Source organism: Paenibacillus thalictri (genome assembly GCF_004307995.1).
Classification (GTDB): Bacteria; Bacillota; Bacilli; order Paenibacillales; family NBRC-103111; genus Paenibacillus_AF; species Paenibacillus_AF thalictri.
The window spans coordinates 258,558-280,181 of sequence record NZ_SIRE01000012.1 but is presented as its reverse complement, the minus strand read 5'-3'; the positions used below and the strand labels follow the sequence as shown (position 1 = coordinate 280,181).

The 21,624-nt window shown below is 45.3% G+C and carries 26 protein-coding genes and 1 tRNA gene; 19 read left to right on the top strand and 8 right to left on the bottom strand.

From position 1 onward, the window contains the following. Positions 1–26 precede the first annotated feature (26 nt). The 5 genes from remB to dnaA all read right to left on the bottom strand — a co-directional run bounded on the left by remB (position 27) and on the right by dnaA (position 4,343). Entirely contained in the window at positions 27–275 is a 249-nt protein-coding gene (gene remB, locus EYB31_RS18615; protein WP_131014868.1) for an extracellular matrix regulator RemB, read from the bottom strand. Positions 276–332: 57 nt separating this feature from the next. Continuing rightward, positions 333–1,442: a DNA replication/repair protein RecF gene (gene recF / locus EYB31_RS18610; RefSeq protein ID WP_131014867.1), complete on the bottom strand. Its 1,110-nt coding sequence runs from the start codon at positions 1,440–1,442 to the stop codon at positions 333–335. Continuing rightward, entirely contained in the window at positions 1,439–1,654 is a 216-nt protein-coding gene (gene yaaA / locus EYB31_RS18605; protein WP_131014865.1) for a S4 domain-containing protein YaaA, read from the bottom strand. Before yaaA ends, recF begins: the two co-directional genes overlap by 4 nt. A gap of 12 nt (positions 1,655–1,666) precedes the next feature. Next, positions 1,667–2,809 carry a DNA polymerase III subunit beta gene (dnaN, locus tag EYB31_RS18600; RefSeq protein ID WP_131014864.1) on the bottom strand — a complete coding sequence of 381 codons (1,143 nt, stop codon included), beginning with the start codon at positions 2,807–2,809 and terminating at the stop codon, positions 1,667–1,669. Positions 2,810–2,981: 172 nt separating this feature from the next. Beyond that, positions 2,982–4,343: a chromosomal replication initiator protein DnaA gene (gene dnaA, locus EYB31_RS18595; protein WP_131014863.1), complete on the bottom strand. Its 1,362-nt coding sequence runs from the start codon at positions 4,341–4,343 to the stop codon at positions 2,982–2,984. Positions 4,344–4,893: 550 nt separating this feature from the next. Between dnaA and rpmH the strand changes: the two genes are divergently transcribed. From rpmH to EYB31_RS18535, 12 genes are all read left to right on the top strand, one after another. Continuing rightward, positions 4,894–5,028 (top strand): 50S ribosomal protein L34, encoded by a 135-nt coding sequence (rpmH, locus tag EYB31_RS18590; protein ID WP_131014862.1) that lies wholly within the window; start codon positions 4,894–4,896, stop codon positions 5,026–5,028. A gap of 136 nt (positions 5,029–5,164) precedes the next feature. Beyond that, positions 5,165–5,506: a ribonuclease P protein component gene (gene rnpA, locus EYB31_RS18585; protein WP_131014861.1), complete on the top strand. Its 342-nt coding sequence runs from the start codon at positions 5,165–5,167 to the stop codon at positions 5,504–5,506. 144 nt (positions 5,507–5,650) lie between these two features. After that, positions 5,651–6,388, top strand: coding sequence for a membrane protein insertase YidC (yidC, locus tag EYB31_RS18580; protein WP_131014860.1), 738 nt, complete (start codon positions 5,651–5,653; stop codon positions 6,386–6,388). Continuing rightward, complete coding sequence (gene jag, locus EYB31_RS18575) at positions 6,385–7,002, top strand: RNA-binding cell elongation regulator Jag/EloR (protein WP_131014859.1); 618 nt, start codon at positions 6,385–6,387, stop codon at positions 7,000–7,002. Before yidC ends, jag begins: the two co-directional genes overlap by 4 nt. A 78-nt stretch (positions 7,003–7,080) precedes the next feature. After that, positions 7,081–8,460 (top strand): tRNA uridine-5-carboxymethylaminomethyl(34) synthesis GTPase MnmE, encoded by a 1,380-nt coding sequence (gene mnmE / locus EYB31_RS18570; protein WP_131014858.1) that lies wholly within the window; start codon positions 7,081–7,083, stop codon positions 8,458–8,460. A gap of 27 nt (positions 8,461–8,487) precedes the next feature. Next, a complete protein-coding gene (gene mnmG / locus EYB31_RS18565) occupies positions 8,488–10,374 on the top strand; it encodes a tRNA uridine-5-carboxymethylaminomethyl(34) synthesis enzyme MnmG (RefSeq protein WP_131014857.1) in 1,887 nt (628 codons plus the stop codon). A 1-nt stretch (position 10,375) separates the two neighbouring features. Then, positions 10,376–11,104, top strand: coding sequence for a 16S rRNA (guanine(527)-N(7))-methyltransferase RsmG (gene rsmG, locus EYB31_RS18560; protein ID WP_131014856.1), 729 nt, complete (start codon positions 10,376–10,378; stop codon positions 11,102–11,104). Between the two features lie 365 nt (positions 11,105–11,469). Continuing rightward, on the top strand, positions 11,470–12,288 hold the full coding sequence (gene noc / locus EYB31_RS18555; RefSeq protein ID WP_131014855.1) for a nucleoid occlusion protein: 819 nt from the start codon (positions 11,470–11,472) through the stop codon (positions 12,286–12,288). A 200-nt stretch (positions 12,289–12,488) separates the two neighbouring features. Then, complete coding sequence (locus EYB31_RS18550) at positions 12,489–13,247, top strand: ParA family protein (RefSeq protein WP_131014854.1); 759 nt, start codon at positions 12,489–12,491, stop codon at positions 13,245–13,247. Then, positions 13,244–14,101 (top strand): ParB/RepB/Spo0J family partition protein, encoded by an 858-nt coding sequence (locus EYB31_RS18545; protein ID WP_131014853.1) that lies wholly within the window; start codon positions 13,244–13,246, stop codon positions 14,099–14,101. The genes EYB31_RS18550 and EYB31_RS18545 overlap by 4 nt, the downstream gene beginning before the upstream one ends. Before the next feature lie 83 nt (positions 14,102–14,184). Then, on the top strand, positions 14,185–15,342 hold the full coding sequence (locus EYB31_RS18540) for an aminotransferase class V-fold PLP-dependent enzyme (RefSeq protein ID WP_131014852.1): 1,158 nt from the start codon (positions 14,185–14,187) through the stop codon (positions 15,340–15,342). A gap of 20 nt (positions 15,343–15,362) precedes the next feature. Then, positions 15,363–15,860 carry a DUF4446 family protein gene (locus tag EYB31_RS18535; protein ID WP_131014851.1) on the top strand — a complete coding sequence of 166 codons (498 nt, stop codon included), beginning with the start codon at positions 15,363–15,365 and terminating at the stop codon, positions 15,858–15,860. On the opposite strand, the gene yyaC is transcribed toward EYB31_RS18535, so the two are convergent. Further along, positions 15,832–16,452 carry a spore protease YyaC gene (gene yyaC / locus EYB31_RS18530; RefSeq protein ID WP_131014850.1) on the bottom strand — a complete coding sequence of 207 codons (621 nt, stop codon included), beginning with the start codon at positions 16,450–16,452 and terminating at the stop codon, positions 15,832–15,834. The genes EYB31_RS18535 and yyaC overlap by 29 nt on opposite strands. A 101-nt stretch (positions 16,453–16,553) precedes the next feature. On the opposite strand from yyaC, the gene EYB31_RS18525 reads away from it, so the two are divergent. The 5 genes from EYB31_RS18525 to EYB31_RS18505 all read left to right on the top strand — a co-directional run bounded on the left by EYB31_RS18525 (position 16,554) and on the right by EYB31_RS18505 (position 20,027). Further along, positions 16,554–16,805, top strand: coding sequence for a putative Se/S carrier protein (locus EYB31_RS18525; protein WP_420819454.1), 252 nt, complete (start codon positions 16,554–16,556; stop codon positions 16,803–16,805). Between the two features lie 41 nt (positions 16,806–16,846). Next, positions 16,847–17,773, top strand: a complete 927-nt coding sequence (locus tag EYB31_RS18520) for a mechanosensitive ion channel family protein (protein WP_131014848.1) — start codon at positions 16,847–16,849, stop codon at positions 17,771–17,773. Beyond that, positions 17,749–17,967: a DUF951 domain-containing protein gene (locus EYB31_RS18515; protein ID WP_131014847.1), complete on the top strand. Its 219-nt coding sequence runs from the start codon at positions 17,749–17,751 to the stop codon at positions 17,965–17,967. The genes EYB31_RS18520 and EYB31_RS18515 overlap by 25 nt, the downstream gene beginning before the upstream one ends. Before the next feature lie 73 nt (positions 17,968–18,040). Further along, positions 18,041–18,131 (top strand) — tRNA-Ser (locus EYB31_RS18510). 402 nt (positions 18,132–18,533) lie between these two features. Further along, entirely contained in the window at positions 18,534–20,027 is a 1,494-nt protein-coding gene (locus EYB31_RS18505) for a hypothetical protein (protein ID WP_131014846.1), read from the top strand. Between the two features lie 92 nt (positions 20,028–20,119). On the opposite strand, the gene EYB31_RS18500 is transcribed toward EYB31_RS18505, so the two are convergent. Both EYB31_RS18500 and EYB31_RS18495 read right to left on the bottom strand, forming a co-directional pair. Then, on the bottom strand, positions 20,120–20,374 hold the full coding sequence (locus EYB31_RS18500) for a hypothetical protein (protein WP_131014845.1): 255 nt from the start codon (positions 20,372–20,374) through the stop codon (positions 20,120–20,122). 33 nt (positions 20,375–20,407) lie between these two features. Next, a complete protein-coding gene (locus EYB31_RS18495) occupies positions 20,408–20,590 on the bottom strand; it encodes a YjzC family protein (RefSeq protein ID WP_131014844.1) in 183 nt (60 codons plus the stop codon). A 224-nt stretch (positions 20,591–20,814) separates the two neighbouring features. Between EYB31_RS18495 and rpsF the strand changes: the two genes are divergently transcribed. Both rpsF and ssb read left to right on the top strand, forming a co-directional pair. Beyond that, entirely contained in the window at positions 20,815–21,099 is a 285-nt protein-coding gene (rpsF, locus tag EYB31_RS18490) for a 30S ribosomal protein S6 (protein ID WP_131014843.1), read from the top strand. A 52-nt stretch (positions 21,100–21,151) separates the two neighbouring features. Next, positions 21,152–21,622 (top strand): single-stranded DNA-binding protein, encoded by a 471-nt coding sequence (gene ssb, locus EYB31_RS18485; RefSeq protein ID WP_131014842.1) that lies wholly within the window; start codon positions 21,152–21,154, stop codon positions 21,620–21,622. Positions 21,623–21,624: the final 2 nt, after the last annotated feature.

The following is a 21,624-nucleotide window of genomic DNA, read 5'->3' as shown; positions in this document are numbered from 1 at the left end:
GACACCTACTTTTCCATGGTAACCACTTAGTTTGTCAGGAGCTGATGGGCACGTTTTTTCAACGTGGAGGAAGAGATGGGAGAATAATAAATTTTCGATTGCGTGACAACAAGCGATTTACACTCTTCCTCGCCAATCACTTCGGCTCTTTTCTCTTTATTCGCTTGGCTTATGAACTGTTTGGAAATTTTCGAAGATTTCTCGATGGATAAATCAAATATCGCGATCAATTCCGATGCGCGTATGATTTTTTCCCCGCCCAAATGAATAAACATACGACCCACTCCTTACCAAAATGCAAAGTCGGCAAACGAACTAATCTATGAATCCATCTATATCAAGCCGCCGCTTCTCACTTGAAAAACAGAGGCGTCTTCTAGCTTCGCCAGATCGATGCTCTCAATGCCGGTCGTCGTAATAAACGTCTGCACCTTGCTTTGAAAGGTTTCAATGAGCTGGGTTTGACGAAATTGGTCAAGCTCGGACAATACGTCGTCAAGCAACAGCACCGGGTATTCGCCGACTTCCTGATGAATCAGCTCGATTTCGGCCAATTTCAAGGAGAGCGCCGTCGTTCTTTGCTGACCTTGCGATCCGAACGTTTGAGCCTCTTTTTCGTTAATGAAAAACAGCAAATCATCGCGATGAGGGCCGACAAGCGTGACGGCACGCCTGATTTCCTGATCCTTCACCTGTGATAACTTTATCATAAATTGGTCAAATAAAACAGTTTCATCTTCTGAAACGGTTAAATCAAGCGCGGTTTGGTATTGAATTTGCAGCTTTTCATGTCCGCCGGTAATACCGAAATGAATCGTTTCCGCCCATTGTTGGAGTTTCTTTATAAAGCTTTGACGTTTTTTAATGATTTTAATACCAAATTGCGCCAATTGTTCATTCCAAACCTCTAACATGGCCATATTTGACGAAGAACTGCCGAACATTTGTTTGAGATGATTGTTGCGCTGGTTCAATATTTTCAGATATTGGGACAAGTCGTAAAGATATGACGGATATACTTGGCCGATCTCCATGTCCAGAAAACGGCGACGAACCCCGGGGGAGCCTTTGACGATTTCGAGGTCCTCCGGGGCAAACATAACGACATTTAGCGCACCGATGAAATTGCTCAATTTTTTTTGTTCCAAGCCGTTCAGCTTTGCTTTCTTGCCTTGAGCGGAGATGACGAGATCCAACTCGGCTTTCCCATATTTTCTTTCGATCGAGCCGTGCAAGTGAGTGAAAGGAGCGTTCCACCGGATCAGCTCCTTATCATGATGGGTCCGATGGGATTTCGTCAAAGCAAGCACAAAGATCGATTCCAGCAGGTTGGTTTTGCCCTGCGCGTTAGGACCGACAAAAATATTGACCATTTGTCCGGAATGGAATTCGATGCGCTCGTAATTGCGGTAATCCTGCAAGGTTAAGCTGTTCAGCCTCACGCCTGAGCCACCCGGAACGTCCCGCAGCCTTCCACCTTGATCACATCTCCCGCTACAAGCTTCCGGCCGCGGCGGTTTTCCGGCTGTTCATTCACAGTGATCTCCGTTTCCTGCAGAAAGCTTTTGGCTTGCCCGCCGGTCGAAATGCAATCAGACAGCTTCAAAAATTGGCCCAAGGTGATGTAGTCCGTATGAATTTCAATAGTTTTCATAAGTCATCCCTCTTAATTTGTTGTCCGGTAAGGAAGAATAAGCTGCAGCAGGGAAGAGGAATCGTCAGGCCGCAGAATGATCGGCTGCATAGCTCCGGTAAATCCGATTTGAATCAAATCGCTGTCCATGACCTTCAGCGCATCCAGCATATATTTAGAGTTAAACGATATGCGCAGCAATTCTCCGGTCATCTTGTTGACAGGAATCTGCTCGGTAACTTTGCCCAGCTCGGAAGAACTGGAGGAAATTTCGACGGATTGATCTTCGCGCATAATCATTTTGACGATATTGGTCTTGTCTTCGCGTGAGAGCAAATATGCCCGGTCTATGGAATCCGCCATCTGTTTGGTATTAAGCACCATTTCGGTTTGAAACGTCTGAGGAATCAGCTTGGATGTGTCCGGATACGTTCCATCCAAAATCCGGGTATAAAACATAATGGAGCTGAGCTTAAACAAAACTTGATTATCTGCGATGACCACGTCGATCAATGTATTCTGATCCGGCAAAATCTTGTTCAGTTCATTCAAAGTTTTCCCTGAAATGGAAAAACTTATGTTTTCAATGTCTGTGCCGCTGGTAATATTCGTTTCGCGGGTAGCCAGTCGATGGCGGTCGCATGCCGTAAATTTAATTTTTCCTCCGCCAATGGTCCAAAGTACACCGGTTAAAACCGGAGTGGCTTCGTTTGTCGATACCGCAAACGACGTTTGTTTAATCATTGTTTTTAAAATATCGCTTGGAATTTGCAGACGTTTGTTTTCCTCAATGCCGGGCATAATCGGATATTCTTCCGGATCGAGCCCAACGAGCTGAATCTCTGCCGTACCTGAGCGTATCGTCGTTTGAAAATGTTCTTTCACTTCAATCTCAACATGCTGCGATGGCAGCTTGCGAATCATTTCCACAAAAAATTTAGCCGGCAATACGACACTTCCCGGTTTTTGCAGCTCAATAACTTGCAATCCGTCTTGTTCTTTGGCAATAAAGCTTTGAATCGAAATATCGGTATCGCTGGCCGTTAAGGTAACTCCGTTATAATCCGCATCTATTTTGATTCCGCTCAGAATCGGAATGGTCGTTTTGCTCGTAATGGCTTTGGAAACGTGATGAATGGATTCGTTCAAAAAGTCTTTTAATATCGTTAACTTCAATTTCTTCACTCCCATGGTTCTATTCTGTTGAAATGGGCATATACGTCTTATTATATATTTATTTTATTAATAGTGATAGTAGTAGGGGCACTGAATATGTGGATATGTGGAGAAAAGGCGCAAAACGAGAGCCTATCCACATGTGAATAAAGTGTGTATAGGCTCAGGACTTTTAAACAGTCGCATTTTTAATTTTTTCGGATATGGTGTGGATAATTTTATAGAGCTCTTGATCCGATTTTATAGCCACCGTAATTTTTTCGTGCGCGTGTATGACCGTCGTATGATCTCTGCCGCCGAACGCTTCTCCGATTTTGGGAAGCGAGTGATCGGTCATTTCGCGCGATAAATACATGGCGATCTGCCTTGGGAAAGCGACCGTTTTGGTACGTTTCCGCGCTTTAAAATCCTCTAACTTCAAACCGTAAAATTCTCCGACTTTCTGCTGTATATCCTGAATGGTGATTTGTTTTGGACGATTGGACGGGATAATGTCCCGCAGCGCCTCAGCCGCCAAATGAGACGTAATGTCTTGATTGATAAGCGATGAGTAGGCGACGACGCGAATTAACGCGCCTTCCAGCTCCCGGATGTTCGTATCGATCTGATTGGCGATGTAGACCATCGCTTCGTTAGGAATATCGAGATTCTCGGCCTTGGCCTTTTTGCGCAAAATGGCGATCCGCGTTTCCAGATCCGGCGGCTGAATGTCGGTAATCAGTCCCCATTCAAACCTGGATCTGAGCCGTTCCTCCAATGTCGGAATTTCTTTAGGCGGACGGTCGCTGGAAATAATAATTTGCTTTCTTTCTTCGTGCAAGGCGTTGAAGGTATGAAAAAATTCTTCCTGCGTCTGTTCTTTTCCCGCCAAAAACTGAATATCATCAATGAGCAGCACATCAATGCTGCGATATTTGCTGCGGAAGCTTTCGCCGCGGTTATCGCGAATCGCATTAATGAACTCGTTCGTGAATTTTTCGGACGAGAGGTAAAGAACCCGCGCGCTCGGATTGTGTTCCAGCACGTAGTGGCCGATCGCATGCATCAGATGAGTTTTTCCCAGTCCGACACCGCCGTACAAAAACAACGGGTTATACGCCTTTGCCGGCGCCTCGGCTACTGCGAGCGAAGCGGCATGAGCAAAGCGGTTGCCGGCGCCGATAACAAACGTATCGAACGTATATTTGGAATTCAAACTGCTAGGCTCTTCGTAGACGGGAAGCGACGTTCTCGCGGGCTGGGGCGCCGCGGGAGCTGCCGGAACGGCTTCCGCTCTTGTCTCTTCGGATTCGAGCGTAAACTTCACTTCAACAGGACGGTCCGTATATTCAAAGATGGTAGCGGAAATCATTTTAGCGTAGCGAGTTTCAAGCCATTCCTTCGCGAAGTTGTTCGGCACGCAGATCACAACAGCATCATCGTTAAAAACGACAGCTTTTGTTGATTTCAACCATGTATCGAAGCTCGGCTTGCTCACCTTCGTTTGAATTATGGAAAGAACTTGCTGCCATTTTTCATTGGGATGGCTTTCCATACTAAAATTCAACTCCTCATTCACGGTACCAACTAAAGCTTATTTCCATGTTATACACATCGGGCATTTTATATAGAAAATGGGCGTTATTGGTCGATTGTCGAAAAGAAACGGGGGAAATGTGTCGTAAATAACCGGATTGTGCAGAAATGTGGATAACTGTATTATAGAATAACTGCGAATTGTTCACAGGTTTATCCACAGGCTGTTGATAAACTATTCAGGGGAATGTATGTATCCACAGGTGAAAACATATTTATAATAACAAAATAGATACTAGATATCAACGAATTATTACAGCTTATCCACAAATTCAATAACTTGTGCGTAAGTTTTATGCACAATACTACATATTGTTAATAATCTGTTCATATTCGACAAAATCCGAAATTGTGGATGAAACGCTATCCCCATAGTTATCCTATGTGTGGGCAAATAAAGGCAGACGGTCGCCGCAACCGTTCTGTTGACTTTTTGGGCTGCAAGTGCTTTAATGGTTAAAGGTGTTTTTTAAAATGGATAGGTGAAATTCCCGAGGAGGTGCATATAGATGAGACCGACTTTTAAGCCGAACGTTAGAAAACGTAAAAAGGTTCATGGCTTCCGTAAAAGAATGAGCACGGTTAACGGCCGTAAAGTGCTGAAGGCACGCCGCCAAAAAGGCAGAAAAGTATTGAGCGCATAAGGCGAAAGACCACTTAAGCTGTGGTCTTTTTTTCTGTCTGCAAATGCGTGCCTCGCTGTCGTTTAAAAACCGTATATTTGTTAACGATATATAGATGTTCCTTATTTTCTAATTATATGATTGCGGAGAATGTTTCGTGGAAAAAGAGCATCGCTTAACGAAAAGGGAATATTTCGACCGGGTGTACCGGTACGGTAAATCTACGGCCAACCATCAGTTTGTCGCCTATTATTTGAAGCGCGGCAAAGGAGAACCGTTCCGCCTGGGTGTTTCGGTCAGCAAAAAGCTGGGCAACGCCGTGGTAAGGAACAGGCTTCGACGGTTGATGAAGGAAATCGTGAGGCTGAATGCCGAACGGATCGCTCCGGAATACGACATTATTTTGATCGCGCGCAAGCCGGTGGTTGGGATCGAGTATAAGGAAATGGAGAAAAACTTGCTGCATGTCGTAAAAAGAGCAGGGCTGCTGCAGCGGTAGTTTTCTTGCGCTCCATGATGTGATATAGTTTATTATTGGAAATGAAAAACCGAAAACGCATACTTCACTGCGTTGGTTTGTGTTAATACGAGAGGCAGACCGTTTTTTAAAATGGTATCTTGAGCGCTGTAGGAGGAACATATTTTGACTCGTAGACTAGTCGCATTTTTGCCGCTTTCCTTGCTGCTTTTCCTTGCCGGATGCGGCAATCCCGTCAATACACCGATTGATCCGCAAAACAGCGTGTGGGACAAGTATTTCGTCGGTCCGCTATCGCATACGCTGGATTGGTTTGCCGATAAATTATGGGGCCAATACGGTTTATCGATACTTGTCGTTACTTTAATTATTCGCCTATTGATTCTTCCTCTTACTTTAAAGCAGTACCGCAGCTCGAAACGGATGCAAGACATTCAACCCGAGCTGAAAAAGCTGAAGGACAAGTATAAGGACGATGCCAAAAAACAGCAGGAAGAAACGATGAAGCTGTTTCAAAAGCATGGGGTTAACCCGCTGGCCGGATGTTTGCCGTTGATCGTGCAAATGCCGGTGCTCATTGCGCTGTATAATTCCATTATGCGTAATGGCGAGATTAAAGGGCACTCCTTCTTGTGGTTGCAGCTTGGTACACCGGACCATCTGTATATTTTGCCTTTGCTCGCGGCCATTACGACGTATCTCCAGCAGAAGATGATGTCGTCGCAGATGAATTCGCAGATGCAGAGCCTGATGTTTATTTTTCCGGTTTTGATTTTCGTCATGTCGATGAACTTTGCTTCAGCGCTGCCGTTGTACTGGGTATATAGTAACTTGTTCACGGTTGTTCAATCTTATTTTATTTATGGTGTTCCTCAAAAAAATAAGGGTGGCCAGTCGAAATGAAAAAAATAGTAGTTTCAGGGAAAACGGTCGACGATGCGGTAAAAGCCGGTATCGCGCAGCTCAAAACAAAAGAAGATCGCGTCAAAGTGGTTGTGTTGGAGCAGCCTTCCAAAGGTTTGTTTGGGCTGATCGGCACCAAGGATGCAAAAGTGGAACTGGAGCTTATTCCTGATGCTTTAGAAGAAGCCGAGCTTTTTCTGCAAAATGTATTTCGGACGATGGACCTGGAAGTTACTATTGAACAGCAAGTTATCAAAGACGGCATTTTACTTAATATGAACGGTTCCGATCTTGGCATGCTTATCGGCCGAAGAGGCCAGACTTTGGATGCGCTGCAGTATTTAGCGAACATTGTCGCAAACCGTTATTCCAGTTCGCATGTTCGTATCACTTTGGATGCTGAACGTTTTCGCGAACGCCGCAGAAAAACATTGGAGGATCTCGCGGTCCGGTTGGCCGAACGCGTCATTCGGTCAAAGAAGGAAGTTGTTCTGGAGCCTATGTCCTCACAAGAGCGTAAGGTGATTCATGCCAGGCTGCAAGATCATTCGCGAGTAAAGACTTACAGCAAAGGCGAGGAACCAAACCGCAGGGTTGTCATCGTACTCAAATAACCGTCAGCAATGGCTTGCGCTTAAAGCGTCAGTCATTGTTTTTTTTAAGAACCGATAATTGGAATGAAAGGGAGGGTGATGAAGATGCACGACACTATTGCGGCCATCTCGACACCTCTCGGGGAAGGCGGTATTGCTGTCATTCGCGTCAGCGGGGAGAACAGCGTGCAGGCCGTCGATCGTATTTTTAAAAGTACAACGAAGTTATCCGACGCACAGACACATACGCTTCATTATGGCCATATCGTCAATGCCGGAACTAAAGATCATATAGAAGAAGTGCTTGTGTCGCTCATGAGAGCGCCCAGATCGTACACCATGGAAGACGTGGTAGAAATCAGCTGTCACGGCGGCATCATTTCGGTGAAACGGGTGCTGGACTTGCTGCTGGAGCAGGATGTGCGTATTGCCGAGCCAGGGGAATTTACGAAGCGCGCATTTTTGAACGGAAGAATTGACTTGTCGCAAGCGGAGGCGGTTATTGATTTAATCCGGGCCAAATCGGATCGGGCCTTTCATATTGCGCTGAAACAAGTCGAGGGGACGCTTTCGACAAAAATCAAACAGCTGCGGCATGAGCTTGTCGAATTGATGGCGCATATTGAGGTAAATATCGATTACCCGGAGCATGATGTCGAAGAAATGACCAATGCTTTTATTAAAAACAAGTGCGTGAAGGCAATGGAACAGATCGATCATCTGCTCAATTCGGCGAATCAAGGACGGATTCTTCGCGAAGGTATCACAACGGCTATTGTCGGCAGTCCCAATGTGGGCAAATCGTCGCTGTTGAACACGCTGGCGCAAGAAAATCGGGCCATTGTTACGGACATTCCCGGCACTACAAGGGATGTGATCGAGGAATACGTCAATGTTGGCGGGATTCCGTTAAAGCTGTTGGACACGGCGGGCATAAGAGAAACGTCGGATCTTGTCGAGCAAATTGGCGTAGAGCGGTCGAAGGACGCCTTGCAGCAAGCGGATCTGATCTTGTATGTGGTGAATGGAGCGGAGCTGTTACATGAGGGTGAGCTGCTGCTTATTGAGCAGCTGAAGGATCGTCAGACGATCGTCATCGTGAATAAGCAAGATTTGCCGCAGCAGGTTCAATATGATGTGCTGGAGTCGGCTTTTTCGGACGAACGAATGATCCGCATGTCAATAGCGGAACAGCAGGGCATTGCTGACTTGGAAAAAGCTATTGCTGGTATTTTTTTTAGCGGTAAGTTAGAATCAAATGATCTGACTTATGTAAGCAACGTACGGCATATTCATCTATTAAAACGAGCCAAACTGTCGCTGGATGAGGCATTTCAAGCCGCTGAGCAGTTTGTTCCCATTGATATGATTCAGATTGACATTCGCAATGCCTGGGAGCAGCTGGGTGAAATTATAGGTGATTCGGTAGGCGATTCATTGATCGACCAGATTTTTTCGCAATTTTGTTTAGGAAAATAAGTGTTTTCCTCAAAGGAGGTTAGTTAAATGACATATGTAGCAGGCCAATATGATGTAATTGTTGTCGGTGCAGGCCATGCCGGCTGTGAATCGGCTTTAGCCGCGGCGAGAATGGGCTGCAATACGCTGCTGCTGACCATTAATTTGGATATGGTAGCTTTTATGCCCTGCAACCCATCCATCGGCGGACCAGCCAAAGGCCACGTCGTTCGGGAAATTGACGCGCTTGGCGGAGAGATGGGGCGCAATATCGACAAAACGTATATTCAAATGAGAATGCTTAATACCGGCAAAGGCCCTGCGGTGCACGCGCTTCGCGCCCAAGCCGATAAGTTTCTGTATCAGCATATGATGAAAGAAACGATTGAAAAGACGGAACATCTGACGCTGCGTCAAGGCATGGTTGAGGAACTCATCGTAGAGGATGGTATATGCAAAGGCGTTACGACAAAAACGGGGGCCCAATATCGGGCTGATGCCGTTGTTTTGACAACCGGAACCTATTTGCGCGGCAAGGTGATCATGGGTGAATTAATGTACGAGAGCGGTCCGAATAACCAGCAGCCGGCCGTTAAGTTGTCCAGTAATCTGCGCGACCATGGGTTGGAACTTGTTAGGTTTAAGACCGGAACACCACCTCGTGTTCATAAAGATTCGATTGATTTCTCCAAAACGTCGATTCAACCGGGCGATGAAAAACCGAAGTTTTTTTCATATGAAACAACGAAGGAAGTACCCGATCAGCTGCCATGCTGGTTGACCTACACTTCCGAGGACACTCATCAAATTATTAACGATAACCTTCATCGGGCGCCGATGTTTTCGGGTGCCATCGAGGGGACCGGACCGCGTTATTGCCCTTCGATCGAAGATAAAATCGTACGTTTCAGCGATAAACCGAAACACCAAATATTCCTCGAGCCTGAAGGCAGAAATACGTCCGAATATTATGTGCAAGGTCTGTCTACGAGTATGCCTGAGGACGTTCAGCTGAAGATTTTGCGTTCGATTCCGGGACTTGAGCAAGTAGAAATGATGAGAACAGGGTACGCTATCGAATATGATGCCGTTATTCCTACACAATTAAAGCCTTCGCTGGAAACAAAAATGATTGACGGATTATTTACCGCAGGTCAAATAAATGGAACTTCCGGTTATGAGGAAGCAGCAGGTCAAGGGATTATGGCCGGTATCAATGCAGCCAGAAAAGTTCTAGGGAAAGAAGCGGTTATTTTAGATCGTTCGGAAGCTTATATCGGTGTACTGATCGATGATTTGGTGACCAAAGGGACCAATGAGCCTTATCGACTGCTAACATCGCGGGCTGAGTACCGTCTTCTGCTGCGCCACGACAATGCCGATTTGAGACTGACGCCAATCGGTCATGAGATTGGATTGATCGCCGAACAGAGATACGAAGCTTTTATCCAGAAGAAGCAGTATGTACAAGATGAGCTTTTGCGTTTGAAAAGCACGAAAGTCAAACCGGATGCCGTACAAGCGATGCTTGCTTCAATAGATAGTGCAGAAGTGAACAACTCTGTTGATCTTTTATCTTTGCTGCGCCGACCTGAAGTGACTTACGGTCACATTGAGTCGATTTCCCCTGCAACTGTGGAGCTCACTGAAGATATGAAAGAACAGGTAGAGATTCAAGTGAAATATGCCGGATACATTGAGAAGCAGCTTGCCCAAGTTGAACGCTTGCGCAAGATGGAGAAAAAACGTATACCGGATGATATCATTTATAATGACGTTCACGGCCTTGCTTCGGAGGCAAAGCAGAAGCTGAATAAAATTCGTCCGGTTTCGATTGGTCAAGCATCACGCATATCGGGTGTAACTCCTGCAGACGTATCGATCCTGCTCGTCTATCTGGAGCATTATAACAAAGTAGTTGCCGCTAGGGGATAATATGGACGCCGTACAAAATCGATTTGTTTCCTTGCTTGAACAAAACAACATAACCTTGACGCCACAGCAACTCCAGCAATTTGAAACTTATTTTAAAGAGCTGGTGTTGTGGAATGAAAAGATGAATCTTACCGGGATCACAGAAAGAGAGCAGGTTTATGTGAAACATTTCTACGACTCTCTTTCCGTGTCTTTTTTCGTGTCCATGAAGAATATAAAGAGGGTGGCCGATATAGGTTCAGGCGCCGGCTTCCCTAGTATTCCTCTTAAAATTGTTTTTCCTCATTTGCAGGTTACGATTATTGATTCTCTGAATAAGAGAATACAATTTCTGAATCACCTCTGTGCAGAGCTTCAATTGAATGATATGTTGTGTTTGCACAGCAGGGCGGAGGATGCTGCGCGGTTGCCTCAACACAGGGATCAGTATGATCTTGTCACTGCTAGAGCTGTTGCGCGGCTGAGCGTTTTAAACGAGTTTTGTTTGCCGTTTGTCACAAAAGGCGGGTTATTTGCAGCTATGAAGGGGAGCGCCTTTGAAGAAGAGTTAACTGAAGCCGCCTTTAGCTTCAATGAGCTGAAATCCAAGCCGCTGCAAGTTCACAAATTTGTGCTTCCGGACGAAGAACATTCAACACGGCACATACTAGTAGCTGAGAAGCAAGCCGTTACCCCGAAAAAATATCCGCGCAAAGCGGGTGTACCGCTGAAAAATCCTCTTATCGGATAAAATGTTTCACGTGGAACAATTCACTGACAACAATTTACTCTGTGCGCAATAGACAGCAGGAAAATGAAGTTTTATGGAGAATTACTATATATAGAAGATATTATTTAGAGCGGTCAGTCACCATCGCAGCGTATGCAACAACTAGCAGGCTCTAAGGCTGCATTACAATAAGCCGTATTTCCAGATTGGTGTTACTGTAAATAAGTGTGTTGGGTTTCATTGGACATATTACCGAATAGGGCTCTGTAAAGAGCCTTATTGTATCTTTACTGCTCAAATAGTGTTTGTTACATAGTCTTCTAGATTAGTAGAAGAACTTGCTGTAGTTTTCAGATTTGGCATATTGAATCGGGTGGTTATGAAGAATGAAGGAACAGTTTACTAGATTGTTTGGTTTCGCAGAAAAAAACACAGCATCGGACGAAGTGAAAAATGTTCCTGTAAACGAAATTGTCCCTAGTCCTTACCAGCCAAGAACTATATTTGATGACGATCGAATAGATGAACTATGTCAAACGATCAAAACTCATGGCGTCATTCAACCTATTGTAGTCCGCATAAGAAATAGTCAGTACGAGCTGATAGCCGGCGAGAGACGTTTGCGCGCAGTCAGAAAGCTTGGACTCGAGACGATTCCTGCCATTATTCGTGAATTTAATGATTCGCAAGCAGCTTCTATCGCTCTAATTGAGAATTTGCAAAGAGAAGGGCTTACGGCGATTGAGGAAGCTGCCGCATATCAGCAGCTCATTGACTTGCATAGTTTGACCCAGGAAAGCTTGGCGCAAAGATTGGGTAAAAGCCAGTCAACGATCGCCAATAAAATTAGATTGCTTAATTTGTGTGAGCCCGTAAAGCAGGCGTTAATGGAACGTAAAATAACCGAACGCCATGCAAGAGCGCTTCTTTCGCTTGACAACGAAGATGCTCAGGTTAAGTTATTGGAAGAAATTATTGCGAAAGAACTAAACGTAAAGCAAACGGAAACCAGGATTGCATTTATTAAAGAAGCTGCGAAAATCAAAAAGTCCAAGCGAGTATCCTTTTCGAAGGATGTTCGTCTTGCGCTTAATACAATTCGTCAATCTGTCGATATGGTAACCAACTCCGGGCTGAAGATAGATACCTCAGAGAAAGACTTTGAGGATCACTATGAAATCGTTATAAAGATACCTAAAAGATAAATTATGAAATACTGCTAGAGCATGATATAATAAAATAGTTTCTATTATTATCTATATGGATTCAAATTATGCTCATGGTACTCCCGCTGAGGAGCACCGTTTTTTTTCTCATAAAAAAACGCGGGCTTCTCATGTTTTAACGAAGAAAATGCACGATATCTATCTCTGTATTTTATTAAAGCTTTTTTGAGGTGAATATTTTGTCTAAGATCATTGCTATTACGAATCAAAAAGGTGGGGTAGGGAAGACGACCACATCCGTTAATCTGGGCGCCTCATTGGCATCCTTAGGGAAAAGGGTGCTCCTTGTGGACATCGATCCGCAGGGAAATACAACGAGTGGAATCGGCATTAATAAAGCGGATGTCACGTATTGCATATATGATGTGTTGATCAATGACATTCATCCCAAAGATGCGATTATCGATACGAGTTTGCCTAACTTGAAGATTATACCTGCAACGATTCAACTGGCAGGCGCGGAGATCGAACTTGTTCCGACGATTTCACGAGAAGTACGTTTGAAGAAATCGCTGCATCTGGTAAAGCATTTATTTGATTATATACTAATCGATTGTCCGCCTTCACTTGGTATTCTGACGGTGAATTCTTTAACAGCTGCGGATTCCGTCATTATTCCAATTCAGTGCGAGTATTATGCCCTTGAAGGGTTAAGTCAATTACTTAACACGGTGCGTCTTGTACAAAAACATCTAAACACAACACTTCAGATCGAAGGTGTTTTGTTGACGATGTTTGACGCGCGTACGAATCTGGGCATTCAAGTTATTGAAGAAGTTAAAAAGTATTTTCAGCAAAAGGTTTATCAAACGATTATTCCGAGAAATGTCAGACTTAGCGAAGCACCAAGCCATGGGCAGTCCATCATTACTTATGACCCAAGATCCAAGGGTGCTGAAGTGTATTTGGAATTAGCGAAGGAAGTGATCTCGATTTGAGTAAACGACTGGGCAGAGGACTTGACGCACTTATTCCTTCTTTAAATATTAGCGATGATGAGAAAGTGGTTGAGATCCCGTTAAACCAACTGAGACCCAACCCGTATCAGCCGCGCAAAACATTTAACGACGATTCGATTAAAGAGCTTGCTGCTTCAATTAAAGAACATGGCGTTATTCAACCGATTATCGTAAGAACGGTGCTTAAAGGATATGAAATCATTGCAGGCGAACGTCGTTTCAGAGCTTCAGAGTTCAGCGGCTTAGCGACAATACCTGCGGTGGTGAAAAAGTTTAGCGACCAGCAGGTCATGGAAATTGCGCTTATTGAGAATCTTCAGCGTGAGGACTTAAATGCTATGGAGATCGCTGTCGCCTATCAATCATTAATTGATCAGTTTTCATTAACGCAAGAAGAGTTATCCGTCAAAGTAGGGAAAAGTCGGTCGCATATTGCTAACTTTCTGAGACTTCTGCAGCTTCCGGAAGAAATAAAACAATATGTTTCACGTGGAACATTATCGATGGGACATGCGAAAGCGATCGTCTCTTTAAAAGATGAGAAAATGCAAACAATGATTGCCAACTCTGCGATTAAAGAACAGTGGAGCGTTCGAGAATTAGAAGAAGCTGTTTACAAAGTAGAAGAGGGCAATGCGGCGGCTAAAAAGTCGGTCGGCAAACCTAAAAAGAAAGATCCTTATATACACCAGCTTGAAGATAATCTTCGAAACGTATACCGGACGACGGTGAAAATAAAACACAACAATAACAAAGGTAAGATAGAAATCATGTACTATTCCAAAGATGATTTGGAGCGCTTATTGGAGCTGTTGAAAGGGAAAATATCTTGAGTTTAAGGATACATAGCATACCTTGATTGCTCTGGCAGGGCATACTAGGTGTGCTATATTTTTCGTTAAAGGAGATGGAGTTCATGCGGATCCGGTATTTCGATAATGCAGCATCATCTTGGCCGAAGCCTGCTCAAGTGGCCGAAGCCATGAAGCAATGTGTGGATGAATATGGAGCCAACCCCGGGCGGGGAAGCCACTCGATGGCGGTGAAGGCAAGTCGCATCTTATTTGAGACGCGAAAAAATATATCCAAGCTGCTGCATGTGAAAAATCCAAACGACATCAGTTTTGCGCTTAATACGACTGGAGCGTTGAATCTGGCGATTCAAGGTTTTTTGCGGGAAGGCGATCATGTAATTTGCTCAAATGTTGAGCATAATTCGGTGCGGCGTCCATTGGAATATTTGCGCAGAAGCCGAGGTGTAAGTGTCTCTTATACGCCTTCGGATTCCCAGGGAAACATCCGAATCGATGACATAACATCTTTAATTACAGCAAAAACAAAGATGATCGTTTGCAGTCACAGCTCAAATCTGTTAGGTACTGTTCTGCCGATTGAAGAGATCGCCGAATTGTGCCATAGGCATGGCATTAAATTGCTGGTTGACGCAGCTCAAACTGCAGGAACCTTGCCGCTCGATATAGCCGCTTCAGGGATACATATGCTTGCTTTCCCGGGACATAAAGGGTTGCTGGGCCCACAAGGCACTGGAGGGCTCTACATAGCCCCTGACATTGATCTCGAGCCGCTTCTTTACGGAGGAACGGGAAGCCAATCGGAGGAAATCGAACAGCCGACCGTTCGGCCGGATCGTTACGAGGCGGGAACACAAAATACGGCGGGCATTGCGGGACTTAATGAGGGAGTGAAATTCGTTTTGCAGGAAACCGTTGAAAAGATTCATCATAAGGAGTGGGGGCTCACCCAAAGATTAATGGAAGGATTGCTGGGAATTGACGGTGTAGCGATATTGGGTCCTGATTTGGGACAAAATAGAACAGGCATCGTTTCTTTTAATTTGGCACAGGCCGATTCTTCGGAAATTTCATTTATACTGGATCAAAGCTATCAGATCGCCGTCCGGGCAGGTTATCATTGCTCGCCGCTTGCACATGAATGTGCCGGCACATTGGGGGTTGGCGCAGTGAGGGCTAGCATCGGGTATTTTACAACAGAGTCGGAAGTGGATGAACTGATTGCTGCGGTTAAAGAAATATCACAGCATTACGCACATTAAATGTAGAGAGAGGATTCGTCATGGCGGGGGACTTTGCACAATATTTGCCGTTGGAACTCATTTTATTAGTTATTGCAGTGATCTTTATCATTATGCTGGTGTTAACCATAGTGTTATGGGTGAAGTTATCCAAGCTTAGAGCAAAATACATGATGATGATAAATGGGGGAGGCTCTGAAAATATGGAGTCTCTGTTGATCGATATGCAAGGGCAAATCAATCGTCTGAAAGAAGGCGAACGGAATGCCCAAGAATCCATTCAGCAGCATGCGCGTATTATTAATAAGATGAAAGCTAATGTAGGCCTTCAAAGATTTAATGCTTTTGCAGAAGGAGGAAATGACTTGAGCTTCTCCGTTGCGATTGTCGATAATGAGCTGGATGGAGTTGTATTGACCGGTATTCACAATCGGGAACAAGTGTACGTTTATGCGAAGCCGGTCGCTCAGGGCCAGTCCAAATATACGCTATCGCCTGAGGAGCAAAGAGCTATTGCTCTAGCCTCGCAAAAGAAATAGGTGAGGATGCGCGCACATTCAGCATTGTGTGATGCAGGGCGGTAGAGATTACTTCCGCCATATTCATGACAAGACTTAAGCGGGTGTTCTGAAGTACAAAATACTCCATAAAGCCGCCGACATTCACAATTCCGGTCACATGGATGTTTCCGACGGGAGGGAGATCCTTGTTAACGCCAGCGCCAGGTTTCACCGGACCGTAACCGACTTGAATGCAGCCAACGCTCGTAAGCTGACCAAGGCAAGCATCAACTGCGATAATAAAAGGTTCGTCGAAATGCTGATAGATGGAGGACAAGGTCTCATTCAAGTTCATGGCATGAACCGGATGGCCGAGAGTACCGTATAAATATAAGCCTTTTAATGCGCCTAGCTTCGAAAGACGGCTGCCGACCAGTGGGCCAAGAGCATCGCCGGTTGAGCGGTCGGTGCCAACGCATACAAGCACAATCGGTTTCTCTGCAGGGACCTCAGAAAGCATCGATTGCAGCTTTTTTAGCAGCACTTCTTGAATGTTCTTTTCATTATGCATGATCTTTAAAGGCTCTATAGGTACAGGATCGACGTTCTCTTTTCCTAGCGAAAATCTCATAGTTTTAGGCCCCCGTTACGAGATATTTTTACTAGTATACGAATATTGGAAACTGTTTATACGTCAAACCGAAAATATAGGTGGGGTAAGCTTTGGAACCGTTGCTGATTGCTTTTGATTCGACCCAACAGGCGTTAAGGGCTGAAATGCTGCTCGAATATGCGGATATTGAAATAGATATAAGGCCAACGCCCAAGGAAATCACCGCAGGTTGCGCATTGTCCATAGAATTTCCGCAGGATCAGCTGCGTGAGGTGAAACACATCATCGTATCGGAACATGTAGAGATTAGAGGCCTGTATTTAAAAGAACAAGACAAATATGTTAACATCAAACTAGATGATTCAGAGTAATTTTTGACGGGAGAAGGGAGCTTCTTCAAGTGGATGCATTAATGAACTGGAGTCGAGCTGGCGAATCATCTGCAACAACGTTTGGTGAGGTCCGCGAGCAGCTGCTGAATTATTTCATTAATCCGGCAATTTGGACACAATTATTGGTCGGCGGGTTGAAAATTATTGTGATTGTGATTGCAGGGCGGTTAACGATTAAAATCGCTAATAAAGCGCTGCATCATATTTTAATGGCCAAGGAAAAAGGGCCGCTCAAGTTCGATACCAGAAGAGCAAACACGTTCGGTAAATTAATCGGTAATATCATATCGTATGTGGTTAATTTTATTATGATACTGATGATTCTAAATCTGTTCGGTTTTCGTTTGGAGCCGCTTTTGGCGGGGGCGGGGGTAATCGGACTTGCGGTTGGCTTCGGTGCGCAGAGTCTCGTAAAAGATGTCATAACCGGTTTTTTTATCATATTTGAGGATCAGTTTTCTGTAGGGGATGTCATTCAGATTAATACGTATAAAGGCACCGTCGAAGAAATCGGATTGCGTATTACCAAAATCAAAAGTTGGACAGGCGAGGTCTACATTATACCGAACGGAACAATCTCTCAGGTCACCAATTTCTCATTATACAATTCGTTGGCGGTAGTCGATGTGTCCGTTTCGTATGAAGAGGATATTGACAAAGCGATGGAAGTGCTTAAGACGTCCGTGCACAATTTTTTTGAAAAGAGCGAAAATATCGTATTGGAGCCGGAAGTGCTTGGTGTGCAGAAGCTGGGAGCTTCTGAGGTCATCTTGCGCGTGATTGCCGAGTGTAAGCCCAATACGCATGCGCCGGTGGCAAGGGAACTGAACGGTGAGATCAAAAGGGCGTTTAAAGATGCGGGGATCGCGATCCCGTATCCAAAACTCATCACATACCATCGAGGAGAAGGAGCGGAGGAGACATGGAAAAAAAGCAGTACCAACTAGGAGATATTGTGCAAATGAAGAAGGCGCATCCTTGCGGTACGAATGAAATGGAAATTATACGCCTTGGCATGGATATTCGGATTAAGTGTGTAGGCTGCAAGCATAGCGTGTTGGTGCCGCGGGCGAAGTTTGAGAGCAAGCTGAAAAAAGTGCTCCGCTCGGCTTCTCCGAATGCAGATCAAGCGGAATTGTAAGCGCTAGAAAAATTTATTTAAAAGGGTATTGCAATTATTGGAGAGTCTTGATACAATATAACTTGTCTCTCACGGAAAGGTACCCAAGAGGCCCAAGGGGGCTGACTCGAAATCAGCTAGGCGGCGCAAGCCGTGCGTGGGTTCGAATCCCACTCTTTCCGCCATTTAAATCAAAAAGTCACGGTTCCCCGAAGGGGGAGCCGTTTTTTGATTATAAGGAAGGAACGGGGATGAGAACCGGAGGTTCGTCGGAGGGATGCTTCGTAAGGGATGGCAGCGCAGTCGGCCCAGAGGGCCGTATCCCACTCTTTCCGCCATTTAAATCAAAAACTTACGGTTCCCCGAAGGGGGAGCCGTTTTTTGATTATAAGGAAGGAACGGGGATGAGAACCGGAGGTTCGTCGGAGGGAAGCTTCGTAAGAAATGGCATCGCAGTCGGCCCAAGGGGCCGTAACCCACTCTTTCCGCCATTAACAATATATTTACATACAAGAAGCAACATTTATCCAATTGCCGCGTCCTAAGGTAGTAGATAATGATCTCAATGCCTAGGGAGTGTTTATTATATGATGAAACGAATACGACGAGTTCAATGGATCGCTAGTGCCGTATTGCTCTTGGCCTCCAGCGTTTTGCCTGCCGCGGCTTCAGCCGAACCGAAGCAAGTGCAAGCCGAGATTCCCGAGTTTCCCGTAAAAGTGAACGGAACCCCCGTAGATAGTCTCCATTCGATGTACCCGCTGCTTTTATATAAGGATATCACTTATTTCCCGCTTACATGGGACATGGCCCAGGCGCTTCAATGGCAAGTGGAATGGAATGCCGAAGATGGGCTTAAGGTGTACCCGGCCAATGTGACCAGAGGCGGGGCCGCGTACGGCTACGTCAAAATGCCGCTTCAGCAGGATCTGAATGTCGTAAATCGATACAGTATTCTTTATCGTGCGTTTCTTCCCGAATTTCCGGTAGAAATCAATAACGAATCAATCGATAACGTAAACGAAACGTACCCGGTAATCACATTCCGAGACGTGACCTATTTTCCGCTCACTTGGCGGTTTGCACACGATATGTTGAACATTGATTTGCAGTGGGATGAGAAGGAAGGGTTCGATATCCGCTCACCGCAGCAGCCCGTTCTAGAGCGTATTCTGTTTGATGATACCCATAACCTGTATTTTTACCCTACGTTAGTGACAAAGCCGGGATACAGCTTACTTAAGGTGAACAAATCGCTTGCGGAAAAGCCGGTGTGGGTAACGGAGGCGGAAGCCAAGACGGAGAATCCCAGTATCGACCTAACCACGTATTACAAACCTGCCGGAACCGATGTTTCTGACAGCATCAAAACGGATGGAGACTATGTATACTACAAAGATATAAAACTGGACCTAGAAGCCGATAAAGATCCGCAAGGTCAGAAAAAAGACGTTGTCTTTGAAGCGCAGTGGTTTGCATTGGGAGAGGGCGAAGGATTATTGTCAGTCGCAACGTCAGGCAAAATACTTGGTGTGTCCGTGCGGAGAATGCCTTATCAAGCGGAACTGTTCCATGTGAAGGGTAATACGGCCACAAAGCTGCAAGGATTTCGCGATATCCCTCAAGGCGTTATCGCCAGTCCCGACGGTTCCTGCTGGATCTATGCGAATATCGATCGGAGAGGGGACATCCGGGACAATTATTATCGCTACGCGCAGCTGGCATTATTGGAGCCGGACGGAAAATTCCATGTCATCAATGATCAACTCTCGGCTGATTTGATTAATGTGCTGGGAACGGATAATATGGCTGTCAATCAGCCTTCCCGAGCGGATGGAAGCATCACCTTCGAAGCGTTCGAGAAAAATCCTCAGCTGGGGTTATATGGGAAGCCAGGAGGGAAGATCTATACCATCGATACGAAAAGAAATGTTCAACTACTGCAATCGTACGATAGCGGCATTCCGTTTATGGATAGAAATCAGAACATCTTTATTTATGAACCGAAGAACAATACGATAACTTCGCTGAGTGCTAAACAAACGAAATTTTGGTGGGATTATGAGTTGATTGGTCCTTAATACGCACGTACAAGCAACAAAAGCCGTTTTCTCAGGCTTTTCCGGTAAAAAGCAACGCCTGCCCTTCCGGGCAGGCGCGAATCGCGTAAACCTTATCTGGCTCTTCTACGCGATACTTGAACCGCAAAAAGGTCAATGAAGAATCCGATAATCGCCCATGACAGCACGGTCAGCAAATAGACGTAGACGATATTAACGGTTACGACATTAATAAAAGCGGGAGCAAACCAAGCCGGGACACTCAGCATATAGAACAGCAGATACATCGGGTCGGAATCGTGCCATATATAATGAGCAAGGCACAGCACGGCGCCGATCACGGTACAGATCAACGTAAATCTTCCCATGTTCAGATCTCCTTTTACTTTTACCGGGGAACCTTATTGATTTTTCTTCTTCCACTTGCGGTTATGATTGCCAGGCTCGGGGAAAGCTTCACCCTTTTTCAGAAAAATGGTTCGCGGATTTTTAATCCCCGTATGGAAAGAAGCTTCACCGATTTCGATGTATTCTCCATCGTTAGGTGCGGTATCTCCGGTAATGAATTCGGTTCTTTCGCCCATAGCGATCACCTCCTGTGTACTTGGTTATAGAATAGCCACATGTGGTAAAAAGCATGTGGCTAAACTGCTGCCAGGTTCGTCCAATATGGAATCCGCATGAGAAAAACTTGTCATGCCTACGGTAATTTGATATACTACTTTGGTGCGAGTTTTAGCTAGAAATTCGTGCCTCTTGCTCCTGAATACAATTCAGGGGCCGCTTAAGTCCAAAAGGAGGTGAAACCATGCGCAAATATGAGATTATGTACATCATTCGTACCGACATCGAGCAAGAAGCAGTTCAATCTACGATTGAAAAGTTTCAAGGCATCATCAACAACGGTGGCGAAGTTACTAAACACGATGTAATGGGCAAACGCCGTCTTGCGTATGAGATCGAGAAGTTCCGTGACGGGCATTATGTGCTTGTTCATTTCAATGCAACTCCAGAAGTTGTATCGGAACTTGACCGTGTGATGAAGATTTCCGACGAAATCATTCGTTACCTGATCGTGAAAGACGTAGCTTAATTGCTGCTTGAAATCGTAAGTTTTGTAATTGATCGTCCGGGAGGGGTTTAGGTTGTTGAATCGTGTCATACTCATCGGTAGGCTGACAAAGGATCCCGAGCTGCGTTATACGCCGGCTGGAGTGGCGGTTACCCAGTTTACACTGGCAGTGGATCGGCCATTTTCAAACCAGCAGCGCGAGCGGGAAGCGGATTTTATTCCGGTTGTCGTTTGGCGGCAGCAAGCGGAACATGTGGCTAACTATTTGCGAAAAGGTCGTCTTGCGGCTGTAGAAGGCCGGATGCAAGTGCGCAATTATGACAACAATGAAGGACGCAGAGTGTATGTGACTGAAGTTGTAGCGGATAATGTGCGGTTCTTGGATCGTGGCGATGCTGGCGGCAATAGTGAAGACCCAGGTTTCTCGCAAGGGGGACAACAACAACAGCGCTACAGCGGTGGCGGTGCACGCGGCGGCAATCAGGATCCGTTCGTAGACGACGGCAAGCCGATCGACATCTCCGATGATGATTTGCCATTCTAACG